The organism is Chitinophaga silvatica, from assembly GCF_003419895.1.
GTDB classification, from domain to species: domain Bacteria; phylum Bacteroidota; class Bacteroidia; order Chitinophagales; family Chitinophagaceae; genus Chitinophaga; species Chitinophaga silvatica.
Window position 1 is genome coordinate 225,712 of record NZ_QPMM01000012.1, and the last position, 21,866, is coordinate 247,577.

General features: G+C 40.5%; 4 protein-coding genes. 1 reads left to right on the top strand and 3 read right to left on the bottom strand.

Annotated elements, in window-relative coordinates:
* Nucleotides 1-12 precede the first annotated feature (12 nt).
* On the top strand, nt 13-1,629 hold the full coding sequence (locus DVR12_RS22105; RefSeq protein ID WP_233522441.1) for a S41 family peptidase: 1,617 nt from the start codon (nt 13-15) through the stop codon (nt 1,627-1,629).
* Nucleotides 1,630-1,706: 77 nt separating this feature from the next.
* Here DVR12_RS22105 and DVR12_RS22110 read toward each other — a convergent pair whose 3' ends face one another.
* The 3 genes from DVR12_RS22110 to DVR12_RS22120 form a co-directional block, all read right to left on the bottom strand.
* Nucleotides 1,707-3,722, bottom strand: coding sequence for an OmpA family protein (locus DVR12_RS22110; protein ID WP_116977981.1), 2,016 nt, complete (start codon nt 3,720-3,722; stop codon nt 1,707-1,709).
* Between the two features lie 23 nt (nt 3,723-3,745).
* Nucleotides 3,746-4,744, bottom strand: a complete 999-nt coding sequence (locus tag DVR12_RS22115; RefSeq protein ID WP_116977982.1) for a PorP/SprF family type IX secretion system membrane protein — start codon at nt 4,742-4,744, stop codon at nt 3,746-3,748.
* Between the two features lie 63 nt (nt 4,745-4,807).
* Complete coding sequence (locus tag DVR12_RS22120; RefSeq protein ID WP_158563336.1) at nt 4,808-21,616, bottom strand: Calx-beta domain-containing protein; 16,809 nt, start codon at nt 21,614-21,616, stop codon at nt 4,808-4,810.
* Nucleotides 21,617-21,866 lie beyond the last annotated feature (250 nt).

Consider the following 21,866-nt stretch of genomic DNA (forward strand, 5'->3'; position numbering starts at 1 on the left):
AATAATCTGAATATGTCTAACAGGAAACTGAATGTTTTTCTTCCACTTCTACTTGCAGTAGTGTTGGCACTGGGAATGTTTTTGGGCCATAAAATGCCTGGTTCAGGGAATAATGGTGCTACTGTATTTTTTACTAAACCCGCCAGAGGCCCTCTACAGGAGGTAATGGACCTCATCAAGGCAAAATACGTTGACACTCTCAATACCGATAAATTACAACAGGAAGCCATTGAAGGGCTGCTCTCCAAGCTCGATCCACATTCTATTTATATTACCCCGGAAGAATTGCAGCGGGTAAATGAAGATATGGATGGAAATTTTGAAGGAATAGGGGTTGAATTCAATATTACTAACGATACTGTAAATGTGGTAAGTGTATTGAGTGGTGGCCCATCCGAAACTGCCGGGGTGCAAACCGGAGATAAGATCATCCAGGTAAATGACTCATTGGTAGCCGGAAATAGTATCACGGCTGAGAAAATTCGCAGATTATTACGCGGTCCGGCAGGTTCTGTTGTAAATACAAAGATTTTGCGCCAGCAGAAAATGATAACCATTCCTATTAAACGTGGTGTTATTCCATTATATAGTGTTGACGCTGCCTACATGGCAACGCCAACTGTTGGTTATATTAAGATCAGCCGCTTTTCTGCAACTACCTACGATGAGTTCATGAAAGCCATGCGTAAGCTTACCCAGGCAGGGATGAAGGAACTGATTATAGACCTCAGGCAAAATCCGGGTGGCTACCTCGATGCTGCAGTTAGAGTGGCCGACGAACTACTGGATGAAAATAAACTGATCGTTTATACAAAAGGAAAAGATTTTCCGAGAACCGATTACAAAACCAAGCGTCCTGGATTATTTGAGAGAGGCCCATTAGCCATTCTTACAGATGAAGGCTCAGCTTCTGCAAGTGAAATTCTTGCCGGTGCCATTCAGGATTGGGATAGAGGTACTATCATTGGCAGACGCACCTTTGGTAAAGGGTTAGTTCAGGAACAATACGATCTTGATAATGGTGGAGCACTTCGCCTTACGGTTGCCCGCTACTATGTTCCTTCCGGCAGAAGTATCCAGAAACCTTATGGTAAAGGGCACGACGATTATAATGAAGATATTATGGAGCGCCTGCATCATGGCGAATTAGTAAATAAAGACAGTATCCGCATTAACGATACTATTCCTTATAAAACAGCTGCCGGACGCCGTGTTTATGGCGGTGGTGGTATTACTCCCGACTTCTTCATTCCTTTCGACACAGCCAGGTTTACTCCTACGCTAACGGCGATCTATACACGCAATACCTTCAGTAACTTTGTATATCAGTATTATACAAACAACCGTGCAAAATTTTCTGCCTATAAAACTGTTGGTGATTTTGTGAAAGACTTCCAGCTTTCAAATGAGGTAATGAATGAATTTAAAGTATTTGCGAAGAAAGATAGTGTACCAGGCTTGGATCACCTTACTCCTAAAGATGAAAGCGAAATCCGCAACAGATTGAAGGCTGTGATGGCCCGCCAGCTGTTCAGAACCGAAGGGTTTTATGAAACCATTAACCAGGAAGATCCAATGGTTAAAAAGGCGCTGGAAGTAGTTACTGAAGAAGCTAAGAAAGAGCAATAATTTAAAATATTAATCAAACAAAATAGGGTGTCTCTACAACGTAAAGACACCCTTTTCATTTTTATCAGTTATCAGCTTTAATAAAGCACTTTCAACTCCGTACGTCTGTTTTGCTGGTGTTGTTTTTCAGTACAATTAACTCCATCCAAACATCCGTTAGTAATAGCTTCCTTAGCCATATTACGGTAGTAAAGTCTGGTTGGTGCAATCCCCTTATCATCCAGGAAATTGATTACGGAATAACAACGCATAGTAGAAAGATCCTTATTGTAATCTTCTGTTCCACGGCTATCGGTATATGAAACAACCAGGAGCTTCCAATCCGGATGTCTTTGCATTATACCGGCAACATAATCTAAAATTCTGCGAGACTCGGTGAGTAATTCAGTACTATTGAAGTTATAAAAGAACTGAAGTTTTTCCAATTCAGCTTTATCCTTTTCTTCTTCAGGAGTTAAGATACGTTTAACAGTAGTTTTACCGGAATTCCTATCTCCGCCACCATTGGTACCATCACCAGTTCCATTACCAATTCCTTTTCCATTTCCGTTACCTGTTCCATTACCCTTACCGTTTCCATTTCCTTCACCATTACCATTTCCTTCACCATTACCATTTCCACCGTTAATTCCTGTTCCACTTCCTGCACCTTTTCCATTGCCGGTGTTACTTCCATCTCCATCATTCCAACCATCTACCTCATCAGAATCAGGTCTGTTAAGGCGTTCAAAAAAGTGAGCGTCTTTAAATGAATAGATATCATCGGCACCACTTCCACCCTGGCGGTTAGATGACAGGAACCCTTCATAGCCATTACGTTTCATAATAAGACCAATGTCATCTCCACCCGTATTATAAGGAGCCTTCAGATTTACCGGAGTTTGCCAGGAAGCCCTGCTACCAATAGCTCTGAACATATCATATCCTCCCATCCCAGGATGACCTTTACTGGAGAAATAAAGTGCCCCGTCTTCATTGATTGTAGGGAAAGCTTCGTCGCCAACAGTATTCAACACTGGTCCGGCGTTTAATGGAGTTCCCCAGGTTCCGTCGGCCTGTTTTTCGCTATACCAGATATCAGCATTACCTTGTCCACCAGGTCTGTTAGATACGAAATACATCACACTACCATTTTCGGCCAGAACAGGATAACTGGAAGAATAGCCTTCGAGATTAACATTAGCTAATAACGCAGGTGATTTCCAGCTTCCGTTTTCTTTTACAGCCTGGTAGATGTATAAACGTCTTACTCCGCTTATAGGGCCCTTCTTACTATCGGGTAATACTTTGTCTTGTTCATTGATCGTAACATACAAAGTATCTCCTTCTTTATTCATACATAATGGGCCAATATGATATTTGAATTTACCTAATAATTGTGGGAATAGCTCTTCCAATAATACATTGGAATCACCAACAGTATATTGTTTAAAAATATAAGGCTTATAATAAGGTTGCAAAGTACGTCGGTCATCGACCGGATGATTTTCTCTTGTTCCATTCATCTGCATCTTGCGATAGCCATTGGAAATAATCAATAAGCCTTCTTTAACAACTCCGGAGATTATTTCAGAGTTCTCAGTATTCAGTTCACGGATTGGCTCAATTGGAACATTAACTTTTCTTTTTTTCCAGATAATTGCTTTTTCACAACCACGTATAGCCAGATCCTTTAGTTTCATACTATCAGCTACCGGACTGGTAAAAAGGGTATATTGAGATTTAGCTTCTTCGTATTGTTCGAGGTTTCTTAATGTTTCTCCATACTCAAAAAAGGCAGAGGGCGGACAATCCGGTAAAGCAATAATTGTTTTATACCAATTACTTGCCTGATCAAACAGTCCAATTTGCTTGTAGCAGTCGGCCAGTTTCAAAAGTTGAGCTGTTTTCGCCTGTTTCTTATTTACTTTAGCTAAACGTTCGTATAATGCGGCGGCAGTAGCATATTCCTGCCTGCCATATGCTTCCTCGGCCATAACTAATACACCTCTTTGCTCCTGAGCAATCAGTGTTAAAGGTAAACAGGAAGAAAACAGTAGGATAAATACTTTTCCTGTAAATTTCTTACCGAAATAAAGATAATATCGTTTCAAGATTGTTTTTTTTAGGTTACCAATTAGAAATACCGAGGATTACTAACATTATATCTTTTAGACGGGAATAATACCCCTATTGAAATTTCGTGTGATCCTGCCTGATAGTTTGCCATTCTGTTTACATTCAAGTCATAGCTGTATCCGATACGGTAACGATCGAAGTAATATTCAAGAATAACGCTGGCAGCATTTACCTGCTGAAGTCTTGGATCGAGGTTTGATTTGTTCCATAATTTCATACTGCTGCGATATGAACCTCCAACCCATAATCTTTCATCAATCAGCAAAAACGCATTCAGGTCAATACTGGAAGGGCCTTTAAAATCTTCTTTCCACATTATTGAAGGTTTAAGCTTCAGGTTATCGGAAAGGTTAAGAACAGTTCCGGCGGTCAGGTAGGTATGTTGAGTTTTGCGAATTGTTTGATATGAATTTCCTCTCCAGGAAAAGCGGCTACCGTCGGTATACAAGGAAAACAGATCCATAACCGATACTCCTAAATAGAAGCTGGGAGTATAGTAATATACTCCAAAGCGGGCATCAGGTATCCACCTGGCAATTTTGCCGGTAGGAATGGCTTCGTCGTTGTTGTCGACATATTTCAGAGCAGTGCCATCGATAGAGTACTGAGTAACGCCAGCACCAATACCGAAGCATAAACGACGGGTATCTTCATCGTCTAAAGGAATACGGTAGGCATAAGAACCGTACAATGACATAGAGCTCTGAGGGCCAGTCTGATCGAACAATAATTGAACACCAAGCCCAACTCTGTTGTCGCTTGCCTTTGTAAGTCCGTCTATTGAAATACCACCAGTTTTTGGAGAACCGGGGAATCCTGCCCATTGGTGACGATACATGGCATTCATGTATAAATCGCCCTTATACCCGGCATAGGCAGGGTTCACAGACAAGCCATTAAATACATATTGGCTGAACTGAATATTTTGTTGTGCTTTTAATTGCAGCCCTAAAGTCAGCAATATGGCGGTGAACCAGGTTTTCAAGTTGCTTTGCATCGAATAATGCTTTAGTTAACACCTATATTATAGCAGGTCTCTATAGAGACCTGCTACTATCTTCTATCTTAATAATTGAATCCAACCCTTATAGTGAGTAACCCCTTGCGGTTTTCTTACTTCCAGGATATAGTAATAAGTACCTTCATTCAGTTGTGATCCATCCCAATTGTTGCGATAATCTTTAGATTGATAAACCATACTACCCCAACGGTTATAGATGTAGATCGATGATCCAGGATATTTTTCTAGTCCACCTATGATAAAGCGTTCATTCTTACCATCACCATTTGGAGTGAATACATTCGGGAAGGTAAGATCAGCGCCTTCTACTTTCGTAGTAACAACAGCGGTGTTATTGGTATTATCAATTTCTGGCTCGTTAGCTATTACAGTGGCAGTGTTTACGATATCACCACCTTCTATGATCCTGCAGGTTATCTTCAGCTCTTGTTCTTCACCAGCAGCCAGACTAGCGATAGTCCAGATAATTTTACCGGTAGAAGCTTCTTTGGTTACCTGACCCGCAGTAACAGTTGTTGCTTTAGGAACTTCCAGGTTTGGAGGTAGTATATCTTCCACTACTACATTAGTGAATGTTGCAGTTCCTACACTCTTCACTTTAATGCTATAAGTGATATCCTGACCCATACGATAAATACCTGTTGGAGGCTGAATTACCGATTTCGTAATTGTAAGGTCACCACTAATATTACTTGCACCTATCACAGTACCTGTCTGGCCATTACATCCAGGGGCAGAAGGATCGCACCCGCCGGTAGATTTGGTTTGTTTTCCATCAGTTACCTGAGCTGTATTAGTGATAGATGTAACTCCGGCTAGCGAAGCTGGTGTTTTAACTATCAGATTTACATTTGTAGTAGCACCTGGCATCAGGTTATTGATAGTGAAATCAACAACGTTACCATTCAGTGTACCACCACTTACATAAATAGTATTTGCCGGAACTGGATCAGAAATTGAGATTTGAGTAAGTGGTACATTTCCAGTATTACGAACAAAGATGGTGTATGTTAATTGTTCATTTGGATGAACAACACCTGTATTGTTACCAGCAGGTAATGCAACAGTTTTCCATGTATCGAAGCTTTCAATATCATTATCTGCGATACTAACAGTTGCTGTTTTATTTATACCAGGTACAAAGTTCCACCTACCACCAATACCACTTGTTACTGTAGCTATAACAGTGCGTGTACCATCCTGGATCATATTATCGATAATCTCTACCGGAATGATTACACTATTAGTATTAGCCAGGATTGTTGCAGTACCGGTAAGTGCTTTGTAATCGATGCCTGATTGCGCAGTACCAGTTACAGTATACTGTACTGTGATCGGAACAGCAGATGTAATATTAGCAGGTAGAGAAATTGTAAACTCGCCGTTAGTTGACGGTTCCGCTGCATTTGGTTTAGATGCTGTAATATTCAGAACAAGATTTGCCGCCGAATTGTCATCATCCGCAATTGTTACAGTAGCAGAAGCTTTTGTATTATTGACAGTGAAATTACCAATGCTGGAAGTTGTACCTCCTGTTAGCGTCAGAATCACGGTTTCATCACCTTCTATAATCTGATCATCCAATACAGTTACCGGAATAATTACATTCTCGTCTTTAGCCTTAATTGTAGCAGAAGAAGATATTGTATAGTCTGTTCCGTTAATAGCCGTACCTGTAATGGTATAGTTAACAGTAATATCTTCCGCTGCTGAAATACCAGCTGGTAAGCTTACCATGAACGAACCATTAGTAGAAGGTTCCGCGGCATCAGCAACTTTGGATACTCCCAACATCATATTGGTTGCAGTATTATCATCGTCAGCGATGGTAACAGTTGCTACTTTATTAATTGGATCGGCAGTGAAGTTGCCAAACTTAACAGATGTACCACCGGTTAATGTTAGCGTCACTGTTTCATCTCCTTCAATGATCTTATCATCCAACACTATCACCGGAATAACAACAGAAGGCGAACCTGCCTGAATTGTAGCAGAAGCACTGATAGTATAATCGTCTCCATTCGTAGCAGTTCCGCTCAGTGTATAGTTAACAACCACATCATCTGTTAAACTGATTCCGGTTGGCAGACTGATAGTAAATGAACCGTTAGTTCCTGGTTCAGCTGCATCCGCTGGTTTAACTACTGTCAGTACTTTGTTTGCAGCTACGTTATCGTCATCCGCAATCTCAACTACTGCATTTCCATTAGTAGCGCTGGCTGCGAAATTGCCTAATACAGTACCAGAAGCACTGGTTATAGTAGCAATAACCGTTTCTGTTTCCTCAATAATCTGATCATCAATTACGGTTACTGTTACAGTTGCATTTGGCTGCCCAGGCTGGATAGTAACTGTACCGCTGAGAGTTTGATAATCGGTGCCTGCGATAGCAGTACCAGTAACATTATAGTTCACAGTTATTGCCTCTGAAGCTGTAATACCAACTGGCAGGCTAAAGATGAATGAACCATTTGTATTAGGTTCGGCAGCATCGCTACCTTTAGTTACACTAATTACCTTGTTTATTGCAGTGTTTTCATCATCTGTGATGATTAGTGTAGCGCTGGTGGCTGCGGGATCCGGAGTGAATGTAAATTTAGCAGAAGTACCACCGGTTAATGTCAGGATCACTGTTTCATCACCTTCAATGATCTTATCATCGAGTACGGTTACCGGAATGAGTACCTTTTCCTGACCCGCTTTAATTACAGCGGTAGAAGCTATAGTGTAATCTGTTCCGTTAATAGCAGTACCTGTGATGGTATAGTTTACCGTAACATCTTCAGACACTGTAATACCAGTTGGTAAGGCTACCTCGAACGAGCCATTTGTAGATGGTTCAGCAGCATCGGCCTTTTTAATAATACTTAGCTTTTTGTTAGTTGCGGTATTATCATCATCTGATATAGTAACTGTTGCAGCTCCATTAGTAAGATCAGCAGTGAAGTTGCCAAAGTTGTTAGACTTTCCTCCAGTTAATGTTAGTATAACTGTTTCATCACCTTCGATGATCTGATCGTCTAACACTACTACAGGAACTACTACACCCGACTGTCCGGCTTTTATTGTTGCAGTAGCGCTGATAGTATAATCATCTCCCTTATCGGCAGTTCCACTTAGCTTATAATTAATTACAACATCATCTGTTAACGTTTTACCAGCAGGAAGACTGATGGTAAACGAACCATTAGTACCAGGCTCGGCAGCATCTGTAGTTTTAACTACACTCAATACTCTGTTTGCAGCAATGTTATCATCATCTGTGATTAATACTACTGCGCTACCATTAGTACTGCTGGCAGCGAAGTTGCCAATGCCAGTACCTGAAGCAGCAGTGATAGAAGCAGAAACAGTTTCTGTTTCTTCTAAAATCTGGTCATCTATTACGGTTACCGGTACTACAATTCGCGGTTGACCAGCCGGAATTACTACAGAACCGCTAAGCGTCTGATAATCGGCACCAGGGGTAGCAGTACCACCAATACTATAATTTATTGTTATTGGAGATGATGCAATAAGGCCTGATGGCAAACTAAAGATGAATGAACCATTCACATCAGGTTCGCCTGCATCACTTCCTTTAGTAACACTGATTATTCTATTTGCTACTGTATTTTCATCGTCTACAATAACTACTGTAGCATTTGAGGCGGTAGGAGAAGGAGCAAATGTAAACTTAGAAGTAGAACCACCTGTTAAAGTAACAATCACTGTTTCATTCTCTTCTATAATATTATCATCTAATACTTCAACTGGTAAATCGACATCTGTTCTACCAGCCGGGATAATTATTGATCCTGTCAGCTCCTGATAATCTATTCCATTTTCAGCAGTTCCTGCAACAGTGTATTGTACAGTTATATCTTCTGAAGCTGTAATACCGGCAGGGAGGCTGATTCTGAAAGTACCATTATCGGCAGGTTCTGCAGCATCCTTAATTTTCTTAATGCTTAATAATTTATTATTTGAATCATTAGCATCATCGTCTGCAATAGTTACCGTAGCAGTATTTTTAGCTGGGTTGATTGTAAAGCCGGTGAAGTGGATGGCTGAAGCATTATTTAATGTCAGAACCACTGTTTCATCATCTTCAATGATTTTATCATCAAGTACATGAACCGGTACAACAACTTTATTCTTACCAGCCAGGATAGTTGCACTTGCGCTGATAGTATAATCCTCACCATTTACAGCAGTACCGGTTATGGTATAGTTTATTGTGATGTCGTCTACTGAGGTTACATTACCTGGTAAACTTATAGTAAACTCTCCATCCTGATTCGGTTCGGCAGCATCTTTAGTTTTCTCGATGCTGATTACCTTATTTGTAGTGATATCATCATCATCTGCAATGGTTACAGTAGCAGTATGTAAAACTGCATCGGCGGCATAATTAAATTTGCCATCAGCGCCATTATTGATTGTTAAAACTACTGTTTCAGGTAATTCGATAATATCATCATTTATTACGGTTACAGGAACAGGAACCGCATTTTGTCCATGAGGTATTGTTACTGTACCATTTAATAACTGATAATCCACACCATTGGTAGCAGTACCAGTGATGGTATAGTTTACGGTGATATCGCGAGAAGAATAAACATCTTCTGGTAAGGATACATTAAATGCTCCATGCGTAGATGGTTCGCTGGCATTTGCTGTACGGGTTACCAGAATCACCTGGTTGGTGGAATTATTATCATCGTCGGCAATGGTAAGAGTAGCTGTGAAATTAGCAGCATCTACAGCAAAGATTCCAACAGCAGAATTGGTACCGCCTGCCAGTGACATTATTACAGTTTCATCTCCCTCAATAATCTTATCGTCTATAACAACAACAGATACGTCTGTATATTCTTTACCAGCTTTAATAACAGCCGTATTGCTGATCGAATAATCTGTATTGATAGTAGCAGTACCTGTAATGTTATAGCTCACAGTAATATCTTCTGAAGCAGTGATACCGGCAGGTAAGCTAATCCTGAAGGCGCCATTTACATTCGGCTCAGCGGCATCAGCGATTTTAGAAACACTAAGTTTTTTATTTGATATAGTGTTATCATCGTCCGTGATATTAACAGTACCTGTATTGGCAGAAGCATCTGCAGTATAGATGAAGTTATCATCTTTACCACCGAGAAGTTGCATTATTACAGTTTCCGTAGGTTCAATGATCTTATCGTCTATTACATTTACAGGTATATCCACATACTTAGCCAATGCAGGTAGTGTTATCACCGATACAGTATAATCTTCATTTCTGGTGGCAGTTCCGCTTAATGTATACTGGAGTATAATGTCTTTAGCTGAGCTGTAGTTGCCAGGTAATGAAATTCTGAAGCTACCATTAGTATTAGGTTCAGCTCCATTAGTAGTTTGATCAATTCTCAACACCAGGTTTGATGGATCATCGTCGTCATCATCTGCGATGGTGAGAGATGCTGTATTGGTACCGCCGAAGGTCCAGCTGGCAGAAGTTCCACCTGTCAGCGTTACCTGAACCAGTTCATCCCCTTCAATAATATCATCATTAATCACCGGTACATCGAGGTAGACGGAGTTTTTATTAGCTGGTATATCGATGGTTCCAGTTAATGTTTGGTAATCTATTCCATTTTCTGCTGTTCCATTAACTGTGTACGTAACAGTAATCTTTTCGGCAGAAGTAACATTCTCAGGTAAACTAATTTTGAAGCGGCCATCTGTAGATGGTTCGGCAGCATCAGCATCTTTTGTAATAGTTAAATGTCTGTTGGCGTCTGTATTATCATCATCTGCAATAGTTACTTTAGCAGTAGCATTACCAGCGGATACACCATAGATATGAGAAGGGTTACCATCTGTTCCACCGGTTAGCGTTTGTATTACAGTTTCATCCCCTTCGATAATCTTATCATCCAACACTTTTACTGGCAAAATCACGAATTCTCTACCATGTGGGATAGTGGCAGTACCAGCGATATTGTAATCTTCTGTAATGGTTGCAGTACCGGTAATGTTATAGGTAACATTAATATCGGTACTGGCAGTATAACCAGCAGGCAAACTGATTTTGAAGCTACCATTTGTAGATGGTTCAGCAGCATCAGCAGCTTTGAAGGTAGACAACTCCATATTTGCAGAAATATTATCATCATCCGTAATATTCATAGAAGCTGAATTCACAACATCAGCAGGGAATATAAAGGCATTGGCACCATTTACCCCACTACCGGAAATAACTGTGAAAACTAGATATTCTGTTCCTTCAATGATTTTATCATCCAGAACTGTTACCGGTACATCTACAGAAGAAGCGCCTGTTGGAATAATAACAGTACCCGGAATAGTATAATCTACGCCCGATTCAGCCACACCACTAAGTGTATACCCTACTGTTATTGGGAAGGAGGCAGTACCGCCAGTAAGTGAAACTTTGAAATTACCATTAGTTGACGGTTCAGCGGCATCCTTGGTTTTGGTTACGGTAATAGGAGTACTGCTCGCAGCATTGGCATCAACAATCGTTACACTCGCACTTCCTTTACCAGGAGCAATATTAAAGGTATAAGTATCAGAGCTGGCCGCAATCAATGACATGATCGCATCTTCAGGTCCTTCAACGATACCATCATCCATCGCGTCTATATCAACCAAAACAAAATTATCACCAGGCCTGATTATCGCTATACCGCTTAATGTAGCATAATCCAATGTATTCTGTGCAATACCACCCATATCGTATTGAATAGTTATAGCTTCTGAAGCAGTAACATTTGGCGGCAGAGAAATCTTAAATTGTCCGTGTACTCCCCCCTCAATTGCATCTGATACTTTTGTTACAAGTACTACATCGCTGTTAGCGGTGAAATCATCATCTGCAATATATACAGTGGCTACTGAAGCAGTTGGAGCTGATGTATAAGCTGCCAGTGTTGAAGTACCGCCTGTAATATTCATTACCACTTTTTCAATAGGTTCTATTATCTGATCGTCGATAACGTTTACAGGTACAATAACACTGTTACTGTTTGCTTGTAGAATAATATCACCAGTGATGGCCGTGTAATCTTCATCCGGAGTAGCTGTGCTGCTACCATCTATGGTATAGGTTACCTTAATAGGCAACGAAGAAGTATAACCAGCAGGCAAACTGATCTTGAAGCTTCCGTTTGTTGATGGTTCTGCAGCATCGGCAATTTTTACAATGCTTAATACTCTGTTTACAGCTGTGTTATCATCATCCAGGATATTTAGAGAAGCAGCAGTATTCGTTGAAGTAAAATTGAAATTAGGTGAAACTCCATTTACCGCGGTAATTGTAACAGTTTCAGTTCCTTCTATTATTTGATCATCAAGCACCTCAATAGGAAGTCTGACCTGGTTGTCGCCAGCCAGCATTACAATGGTTCCTGTCAGCAATTTATAATCTTCACCATTGGTAGCAGTACCCCCTATAGTATAGGTAATAGTAACTGGTTCTGAAACATAGTGACCGTTTTTAGTATAAAGGCTGAATAGTCCATTGATAGCAGGTTCCGATCCATTATTCATTTTAAGAACGCCTATTATTCTGTTTGCAGCAACATTATCATCATCCGTAATATTAACTGTTGCGTTATCCTGAGCCGCATTTACTGTAAATGCACCAAATGAAGCAGTACTTCCCGAATTAAGTGTAGCGATCACTGTTTCTGTAAGTTCAAGAATCTTATCATCTTTTACAGTAACATTTACCGGAACAGAATTGCTACCAGCAGGGATTTTAACAGTTCCGGATAATGTTTGATAATCTGTACCATTGATTGCAGTACCAGTAACGGTAAAGGTAACAGTTACATCTTCCACAACAGTTACATCTTTAGGTAAGCTGATAGTGAAAGCTCCATTAGTAGAAGGTTCGGCAGCATCGGTAGTTTTTACGATGCTAATTGTTTTGTTAATAGCTATATCATCATCATCTGCAATGTTCACAGTCGCAATAGCCTTAGCCGGATTAGGGATAAATGGACTAAAACCGGCAGCAGTACCACCTGTAAGTGTGACGATAACCGTTTCAATACCCTCTATGATCTTGTCATCTAACACAGGAACAGTGATGGTGGTACTTGATGCACCGGCTTTAATCAGGGCGCTTCCACTAAGTGCGGTGTAGTCTGCACCACTAGTAGCAGTTCCACTGACCGTATAGTTAACCGTAATATCCTTAGTATAAGTAATTCCGATAGGTAGACTCACGGTAAATAAGCCATTAGTTATTGGTTCAGCAGCATCAGTAGTTTTTTCGATGCTTAGCATAGAATTGCCAGCTACATTATCATCATCCAGGATATTTGCAGTAGCAGTGTTTTCAACCGGATCTACAGCGAATGTGAAGTTGGCAGATGCGCCACCAGTAAGTGTAAGCACAACCGTTTCAGTGCCTTCCACAATCTGATCGTCTTTCACCAGTAATGGAATATTTACACTGTTCTTGTTTGCAGGAATAACTACAGAACCAGACAGCAGTTCATAATCATCCCCATTAGTTGCAGTACCTCCAATAGTATAATTTACAGTTATTGCTTCAGCAGCTGTGATATCTGCAGGCAGGCTAATTTTGAAATTACCATTAGTAGAAGGTTCAGCTGCATCGGCTGTTTTAGTAATATGTAATACTTTATTTGCTGCAGTATTATCATTATCAGCGATAATAACAGTAGCAGTTTTCTTAGTTGCAGAAGTAGTGAAATTACCCAGATTAGCGGTTGTTCCATTGCTGAGTGTAACAATTACGGTTTCATCACCTTCAATGATAAAGTCATCTTTTACATCAACCGGTAATTTCACGGTTTTCTGACCAGCCTGTAAAATCACTGTACCGGTTAAATTCATATAATCATCATCTGCAGTTGCAGTGCCAGTAACCACATAATTGATAAGTACATCTTCAGCAACTGTAATACCAGTTGGCAGGCTAATAGTGAAGCTGCCATTAGTAGATGGTTCGGCCGCATCAGCTGTTTTATCGATGCTTAATACTTTATTAGCAGCAATATTATCGTCATCTGCGATATTCACAGTTGTTGCAGCAGTACCAGTGAATGTAAAGTGAGCAGAGGTACCTCCGTTTAATGTAGCAATAACAGTTTCAGTAGGCTCAATAATTTCATCATCGATAACATTCACGATCACTGTAACACCCGGATCACCAGCCTTGATCACAGCCTTTCCTGTTAAGGCAGTATAATCTTTATCCGGAGTGGCGGTACCAGTTACAGTATAGTTTATTGTGATATCCTCAGCTGAGGTGATACCGGTTGGAAGATTAATTTCGAAGCTACCATTTGTGGATGGCTCGGCTGCATCAGCAATTTTATTGATTGTAAGTTGTGTATTTGTTGATGTATTATCATCATCTGCAATGGTAGCTGTAGCACTACCATTGGTGGTGCTGGCCTGGAATACGCCGTAGGTAGTAGCAGTACCACCAGTTATATTAACAATTACTGTTTCATTGCCTTCAATGATTTTATCATCAATTACATTTAACGGTAATGGCACTTTATTAGCGCCTGTTGGTATAGTTACGGTACCTGTTAATGTTTGATAATCGGTACCATTAGTAGCAGTACCCCCAACAGTATAGCTAACCGTAACAGGCTGCGTTAGCGTAACATTTGCAGGCAAGCTGATTTCAAATTCACCATTCGTACCAGGTTCGGCTGCATCCGCAGTTTTCTTAATGCTGAGTACTTTATTACTATCTACGTTATCATCATCTTTAATAACAACAGTAGCAGGAGTTGGATCCGCAGTAAATGCCCCGAAAGTAGTGGTAGTACCACCGGTAGGAGTAATAATTACAGTTTCATCTCCTTCAATAATATCATCATCAAGTACTTTAACATCTATATCTATTCCATTTGAATTAGCAGGAATAGTTGCAGTACCAGTTAATTTCTCGTAATCTACCTCATTGGTTGCACTACCGGATATGGTATATTGAACGATGATCGGTTCTGTTGCCGTTACATCAGTTGGTAATTGTAATCTAAACGTTCCATTAACATTTGGCTCTGCACCATCATTTATTTTTACTGCGCTGATAACTTTGTTGGTAGCAATATTATCATCATCATTAATGGTAAGTGAAACAGGCGTTGTAGTTACAGTAAACGTAAAATTATTACTAATTGCATTGGTTAGAGTGATGATTACAGTTTCAGGACCTTCAATAATCTTATCATCAAGTACTTCAACCGGGAGGATAACTTTATCTGCACCGGCAGGTAACTCAATTGTGCCAGTAAGTGTTTTATAATCTACACCATTGGTAGCAGTACCAGATATAGTATAGCTGATAGTAACTGGTTCTGCTATTGTATAAGTATTATCCTTTAGTGAAATACCGAATTTCCCAGCAGAGTTAGGCTCGGACCCATTATTCATTTTAATGGCAGTGAAAATCATTTTTGCTGCCGTGTTATCATCATCCTTAATTGTTACTGTAGCCGCTTTAGCTGCATCCAATGTGAACGTGCCCAAAGCGCCGGCATTAGTACCAGTAAGCGTAACAATCACCGTTTCATCGCCCTCAATAATCTTATCGTCGAGCACCTCAACAGGTAATGAAACCACTGTAGAACCGGCAGGTAGGATTACTGTACCAGTAAGAGTTTTATAATCAGTTCCATTAATTGCAGTACCTGTCACTGCATAGTTTATAGTAATAGGAGTAGCCGCTTTGTAATTACCTGGTAACCCTATTTCGAATGCCCCATTGGTAGAAGGTTCTGCAGCGTCAGCAGTTTTCGTTATATGAATAACCTGGTTTGCAGGAAGATTGTCGTCATCAGCAATAGTAACTGTTGCAGTTTTATTTGCAGGGTCTGAAGTGAAACTAAATTTAGCAGAGGTTCCATTAACCAGCGTAGCTATCACCGTTTCATCCCCTTCAATAATCTTATCGTCCAGTACATTAACATCTAAATCCACAGATCCGACACCAGCAGGTATTACTATACTACCATTTAACTGATCATAGTCAGTTCCATTAGTTGCAGTACCTACAATTGTATAATTCACAGTTACCGGCTCTGAAACTGTAATACCAGCAGGCAGATTGATTTTGAATCTGCCATTTACATTTGGTTCCTTTGCATCCTTATCCTTGGAAATACTTAATACCTTATTAGTTGTTGTATTATCATCATCTGCAATAGTAACAGTAGCTGTCTTATTTGTATTATCAGCAGTGAAGCTACCCAGAACAGGAGCTGTACCACCATTCACTGTGAAGATCACAGTTTCATCCCCTTCAATGATCTTATCATCTTTAACCAATACATCTACATTAATACTAGTCTGACCAGCAGGAATAACGATTGCCCCTGTAATAGCCTGGTAGTCGTCGGTTGGGGTAGCGGTACCTGTAATAGTATAATTAACTGTTACCGGGTAAGCAGAAGCATAATTGCCTGGTAGACTCACTTTGAAACTTCCGTTTGTTGATGGTTCTGCAGCATCGGCAACTTTAGTTACGCTAATAACTTTGGTAGCAGCTGTGTTATCATCATCTGCAATTGTTAAGGTAGTGGACTTAGCTGCGGCTAAGTTGAAGGTGAAGCTGGATGAAGTTCCGGCAGTAAGTGTAAGAATAATATCTTCTGGTCCTTCAATCAGTTGATCATCTTTTACGAGAACCGGTACAATAACTTCATTAACATCGTGAGGAAGTACCACTGTTCCGGTTAATGTAGTATAATCATCTCCGTTAGTTGCAGTACCTGCAATGCTATAAGTAATTGTAATATCCTGACTGCTGGTAACGTTTGCCGGCAATGAGATTTTGAAAGCACCATCAGTAGATGGTTCGGCCGGATCTGTTACTTTACTGATACTTAGAATTGCTTTGCTAAGATCATTGTCAGTTATATTGAGTGTTGATTCCTGTTGTGTACTGCTCAGGTTATAGAAATTACCACTTGTTGCGCCCGTAGCTGCAGTAAGATGCAGGATAACCGTTTCAGTAGGTTCAATGATCTCATCATCTACTACTTCAATTGGTATTAGTACCTGGCTTTGACCGGCCTGCAAAGTTGCCTGTCCGCTTATTGTATGGTAATCTACTCCATTAACAGCAGTACCAGCAATTGTATAGTCAATTACTACATCTTCTGATGCGGTGGTATTACCTGGTAGTTTTACAACAAACTGTCCGTCCTGTGTTCCTTCAGCACCATCCTGAACTTTCTCTATTAAGAATACCTGGTTGGCAGTAACCACTCCACCAAATACATCAAAATTCTGAACATTTTCAAAATCAACGTAATTAACACCATTCAGGATACCAGAAGCAACTGGTGTTAATACTTCTATATTATTAAGGTCTGCATTTGTGATATCAGCAATTGTAGCAGCTATTCCGGTATTATGACGGAACCATTTCCATTTCTGGTTAGCGGTAACATTACGGGTTCCTGATAAGTAAGTACCAGTAGCTGTTTTTTCTGCATCACTATAGAGTAAACGCAATTTAACCCCTCCATTAACGGTGAGAGGAGCGCCGGTATATTTAATATGCAACAGGCGCTGCATAATCTGAATACCATAATCGGTATTGCTATTAGCACCGAGACTGGCCATGCTTTGGCTTACATCGGAGATAGAGCCACTGAAATCAGTTACATTAACAGTGTTACCATTTAGGTTAATAGCTGCAAGATATTTAGTTGCGTCTGTAGGATCTTTGAAATAAATCCATTCACCATCTCTACATAGAGAAGTTACAGTAGCGGTTTGGCCGGCAGTAACCAGTGAAGCAACTTTAACCGGTTGTTTTGTAGCTAAAGTAAAAATTGCTCCTTCAGGGATGTTGCTGATATTTTTGAAAGACACCTTTTTAGTAGTAGCATCGTAAGCGAAAGGTTTTACTTCCGTAATATTTCCGGTAGTAAAATCTCCATCGCCGTCGTTATCTATTAATAAGGAATAATCGCTGGTATCTATACCTGATTGGGTTACGCCCGTTAAATCGAAAGCGAAAGCCAATTGATTGGAAGCCGGATCGAAGTTGTTGTATGAAACTCTCCATTGCTGAGAAAGGCGTTCACTCAAACACAGTCCATTAGGCAGGTTATTCGTGATGGTGGTCATATCATTGCTCCTACTAGCCCAGAACATATAGCTCTTATTCTTGTCGAACGTCGCACTATTAGCTATGTTATTAGCTGCAATATTTTCCAGTCCTATTGCCAATATACTACCAGAATGAATACTACGGGATTGTTTCTGGTTTAAGGCCTCCGACTCATCATACCCCAGCGCTGCAACGTTAACTTTATACTGGCCATTTGTGGCAGCATTCCAGATTACAGCTCCGTCTGTACCAAGGTAGTTGCCCGGAGAAGTCTGATCTAAAGTATAACCATACTTTACACCAAGATAAGATTCTACCTGGCGCATTTCGGTATCGTTGAGTACAAATGGATATACAATTATATCCCCCAATGTACCATCCCATCTTTCACTACCGGATAGAAAACTTCCGATTCTTGCACCAGCTGCAGTTCCCGTACTCCAATTCAATTTTTTTACAGCAGTCAGCAATTTTGTTTTGCTGAATATTTTGGCAGAATCTAACCCAGAAGCACCTGCATAAGTACCAACCAGGATGTCCGGAGTATTTACTTTCCAGAACCCATTGGAAATTACATCATCATTAATACCCACATAATAACCATTTCCATTGGTGGTAATGCTTGCAAGCCCCTGTCCATTACTATTATTATTAGTTCCCCATGATAAAATATATCTGTTAGCAAGAGTTTTGATTTTTCCAAACCCAAACAGAGTTCTTGGATTTTTATCAATAGGTAATTGGTCAATATCCCGAAGCAGGTATTGCGAACCATTAAATAAAACCTGCGGGTTGAAGTTCACATTATCTGTAGCATTGTTGACATAAAATGGTTGATTTGCCGCAGTGGTCATTGTAGCCTTAACAGCAGGAGTGATATAATCGCTCCAGGCGCTAATTGGTGCACCATCTGCGTTGGTACTGGTACCATAATCCGGGCGCACCCACATTGCAGTTCCACCAACTCCACCTGGGGCTTTAACAGAACCGCCAAAAGTGAAATACTGAACAGCACTGAAGCTCACATTGGCTGCATAATATTTTACGCCCTGTAATGTGATAGAAGTTAATGATACAAATTGATCGGTACCATCAAAAGTCTCATCATTACTAATAATCAGGTATGGATCAGCCGTATTCCCAAACGCACCGGCCGGAATTGCCAAGTGCACGCTTTCATTCATGTTGGCAGTTTTCTGAACCTTCCAGACCCTTTCCATGCGGAAGCCGACCTGGGTTTGGCCAGGTACAGCAAACCTGAAATTGAAGGGAGCATTATTATCGCTCCACATCATATAGGCTTTATCGTTAGGGAAGTTGCCAATATTATCGATGTTGGTATTTTGAATAGTACTTAATCCGATTACTACTTGCCCACCAGCATTCACACTTCTGGATTGCTTTTGAATTAATCCCTGAACATCATCACGTCCTATACCTGCGATATTTGATTTGTAGGCTGTACTGGCGGCTGCATTCCATATAATTGTAGTTCCATCAGCGGCTACATAATTGATAGGAGCACGTTGATCCTGTGTAACACCGTATTTGATTGAGAGATAAGAATTGACTCTACCCATTTCAGCATCGGTAAGCTGGCGGTCATAGATCAATACTTCAGGAATGGCTCCATTCCATTGAGAGTTGTCATCGCTACTCCCAACTATTACTCCATTACCAATATTGATATGTTGTTTAGCATCCAGGGTAGTACTCTCTTTATAACCATCTACCCAGGAAAAAATATTATCAGCGGCAGTTGCACTGGCATTGGTACTACCTATAGAAAATATCTGAGGTTGTTTATTACTTGCACCTGCGCTACCATTATTATAAACTATAGCATTACCAGTTGTCCAGACAGCCGGTGAACCATCACCCATAAATGGCCCCCAACCATTATCAGTAGCATTTTGCTTTATTAAATATAAAACCGGATGATTTCCTCCAGCTCCGGTTGCTAGTAACCCGGCTGCTACTGCCCCTCCTGGAACATTACTTGGTCTTTTATCTACTCCTACTCCAATAAATTGAAATCCAGAGGTATTTGGAAATAATCTTGCACGGTTTCTTAATATGGTATCAGGAGTTTCTGTTCCTTTATAGGCAATAGTGGGATTGAAATTGACTAATTGATCTGCCGTCTTACTATAAAATGTTGGCTGATTTGCTACACTGGGGGTACTAACATCATAAGGATTTGCAGAACTATTCTTCCAAATTGGAACTTTAACTCCATCACCTGAAAGTATTCCATCATTTGCCTTCATCCATAACTTCAGGTTGGTAGCTACTCCTCCAGGAGCTACAACCTGAGTAGCAAATGTGAAGTAGGCACCATTAGGTAAATCACTACTATTAATAGTGATAGTATTTCCTTCAAATGGAATAACCCTTGTAATATTGGCGGCAGCAAATGCAGGATCGGAGTTACTGATCAATAAGCAATTCGAAGTTCCTCCGATGATAGTCTTTAAAGTAATAGTCTGATCAGCCCAATTTGTTTTCTGCGCCTGCCAAACACGCGCTATTCTTTTTGTTGCAGCGTTGGTTAATGGGCTTGTTGCTGCAATATTATAATTGGTGGCATCCAGGTTATTATCTGCAAATACAAAGAAAGACCTATCATTAGTAATGCTATAGGAATTGGCTGCATTACTGGTAGCTACCTGATTACCCAATGCGAGTGTAACTAATCCATTGTCGACACTTAATGATTGCTTTTGCTCAAGAGCAGACAAATCATCACGACCTATGCCAGTAACTCTGTTACTATAAGTAGCATTGTAAGTCCAGAATTTGGAGCCATCACTAGCCAGATAATCGCTTGCGTTTAGAGTAACACCATACTTCAACGCCAGATATGATTCGATTTTTTGCTGATCTGTGGAAGTTAATGTAGAAATGTCTTTATACAGGATGAGCTCTGGAACATTCCCTTTTAAATAAGAAGTGGAACCTGGAACACAACCTATATTAAAAGCATTGCTACCAGTATTTTTGGTATAAGAGTAAGGTCCGGCGTTATTATTTATAAGAACGTTCCTATCGCGACCGACAGCAATATTCGCAGTTGTTTTTTTGAATGACCAGATATGATTTCTATTCGCAGTTCCTCCCCAGGCGGCAAATGCACGTAGCGTAAAAGGCGCATCAAAATATACATTACCGTTAGACCATGGAAGATGCACCAATATTTTATTACTGGCATCCTGTGTTTCCTGACTAAAGAGTGAATTATCTCCAGTACCACTTGATACAGCAGCCGTAAATACAGCCATGCTTTCTAACTGCATGTTTCCAAACACCGATGTAGCAGCATCCACCACATTTCCCTTTCCAAAAAAGGTTGAGCCATTAAATACTGCAGTAGGATTAAAATTCGCTCCGGCAGCATTAACTGTTGGCCTTGAAGCCACCACAGGCTGCGGAATATTAATCCCGGAGCCGCTAAAGTCATTCCATTGTGCGGCTGTTAGCCCCTGATCTCCACGATACCAGGCAGCAAGGCCGGTGGTAACGCCTCCTGGCCCTCGGGTTACAGCTTTAACCGCAAACGGCTTAATAAAATCTCGGTTGGCAATTTTGAAAGAGGAATCTCTACCTGCAGCTGCCTGAACGGTAGTATAACCGAAAGAAGACAATAACATGATTGTCCACAATCCGATATACCTGGTTTTCATTCCAAGATCAGCGATGGTAGAAAAAGCAGCGTGACGTCTACGCTTCATTAGGGTAATCACTGGCATAATAGTTAGTTTTGGGCAAAAATGCACTGATCCACCCATGACAAATGGTGGATCTGTAGCATACCAACCCAGATACGGGATATGGTCTCTCTAAAAAAGTTGTGTCCTAAGAATAGTTAAAAGGGTCGAAAACTACATTACAATAGCCGGTAGTACTTTACAGTGGTCGATTTTGTATTTTTAGTAGCATAGGCGTGCACAGAGTTTTCATAGTTATTTAAATCAATCACACTCAATCAGAAAAACATCG

Bases quoted from the DNA above. Each gene is read 5' to 3' on its own strand.
- DVR12_RS22115 (WP_116977982.1), bottom strand. From the start codon at position 4,744: ATGCAAAGCAACTTGAAAACCTGGTTCACCGCCATATTGCTGACTTTA.
- DVR12_RS22120 (WP_158563336.1), bottom strand. From the start codon at position 21,616: ATGCCAGTGATTACCCTAATGAAGCGTAGACGTCACGCTGCTTTTTCT.
- DVR12_RS22105 (WP_233522441.1), top strand. From the start codon at position 13: ATGTCTAACAGGAAACTGAATGTTTTTCTTCCACTTCTACTTGCAGTA.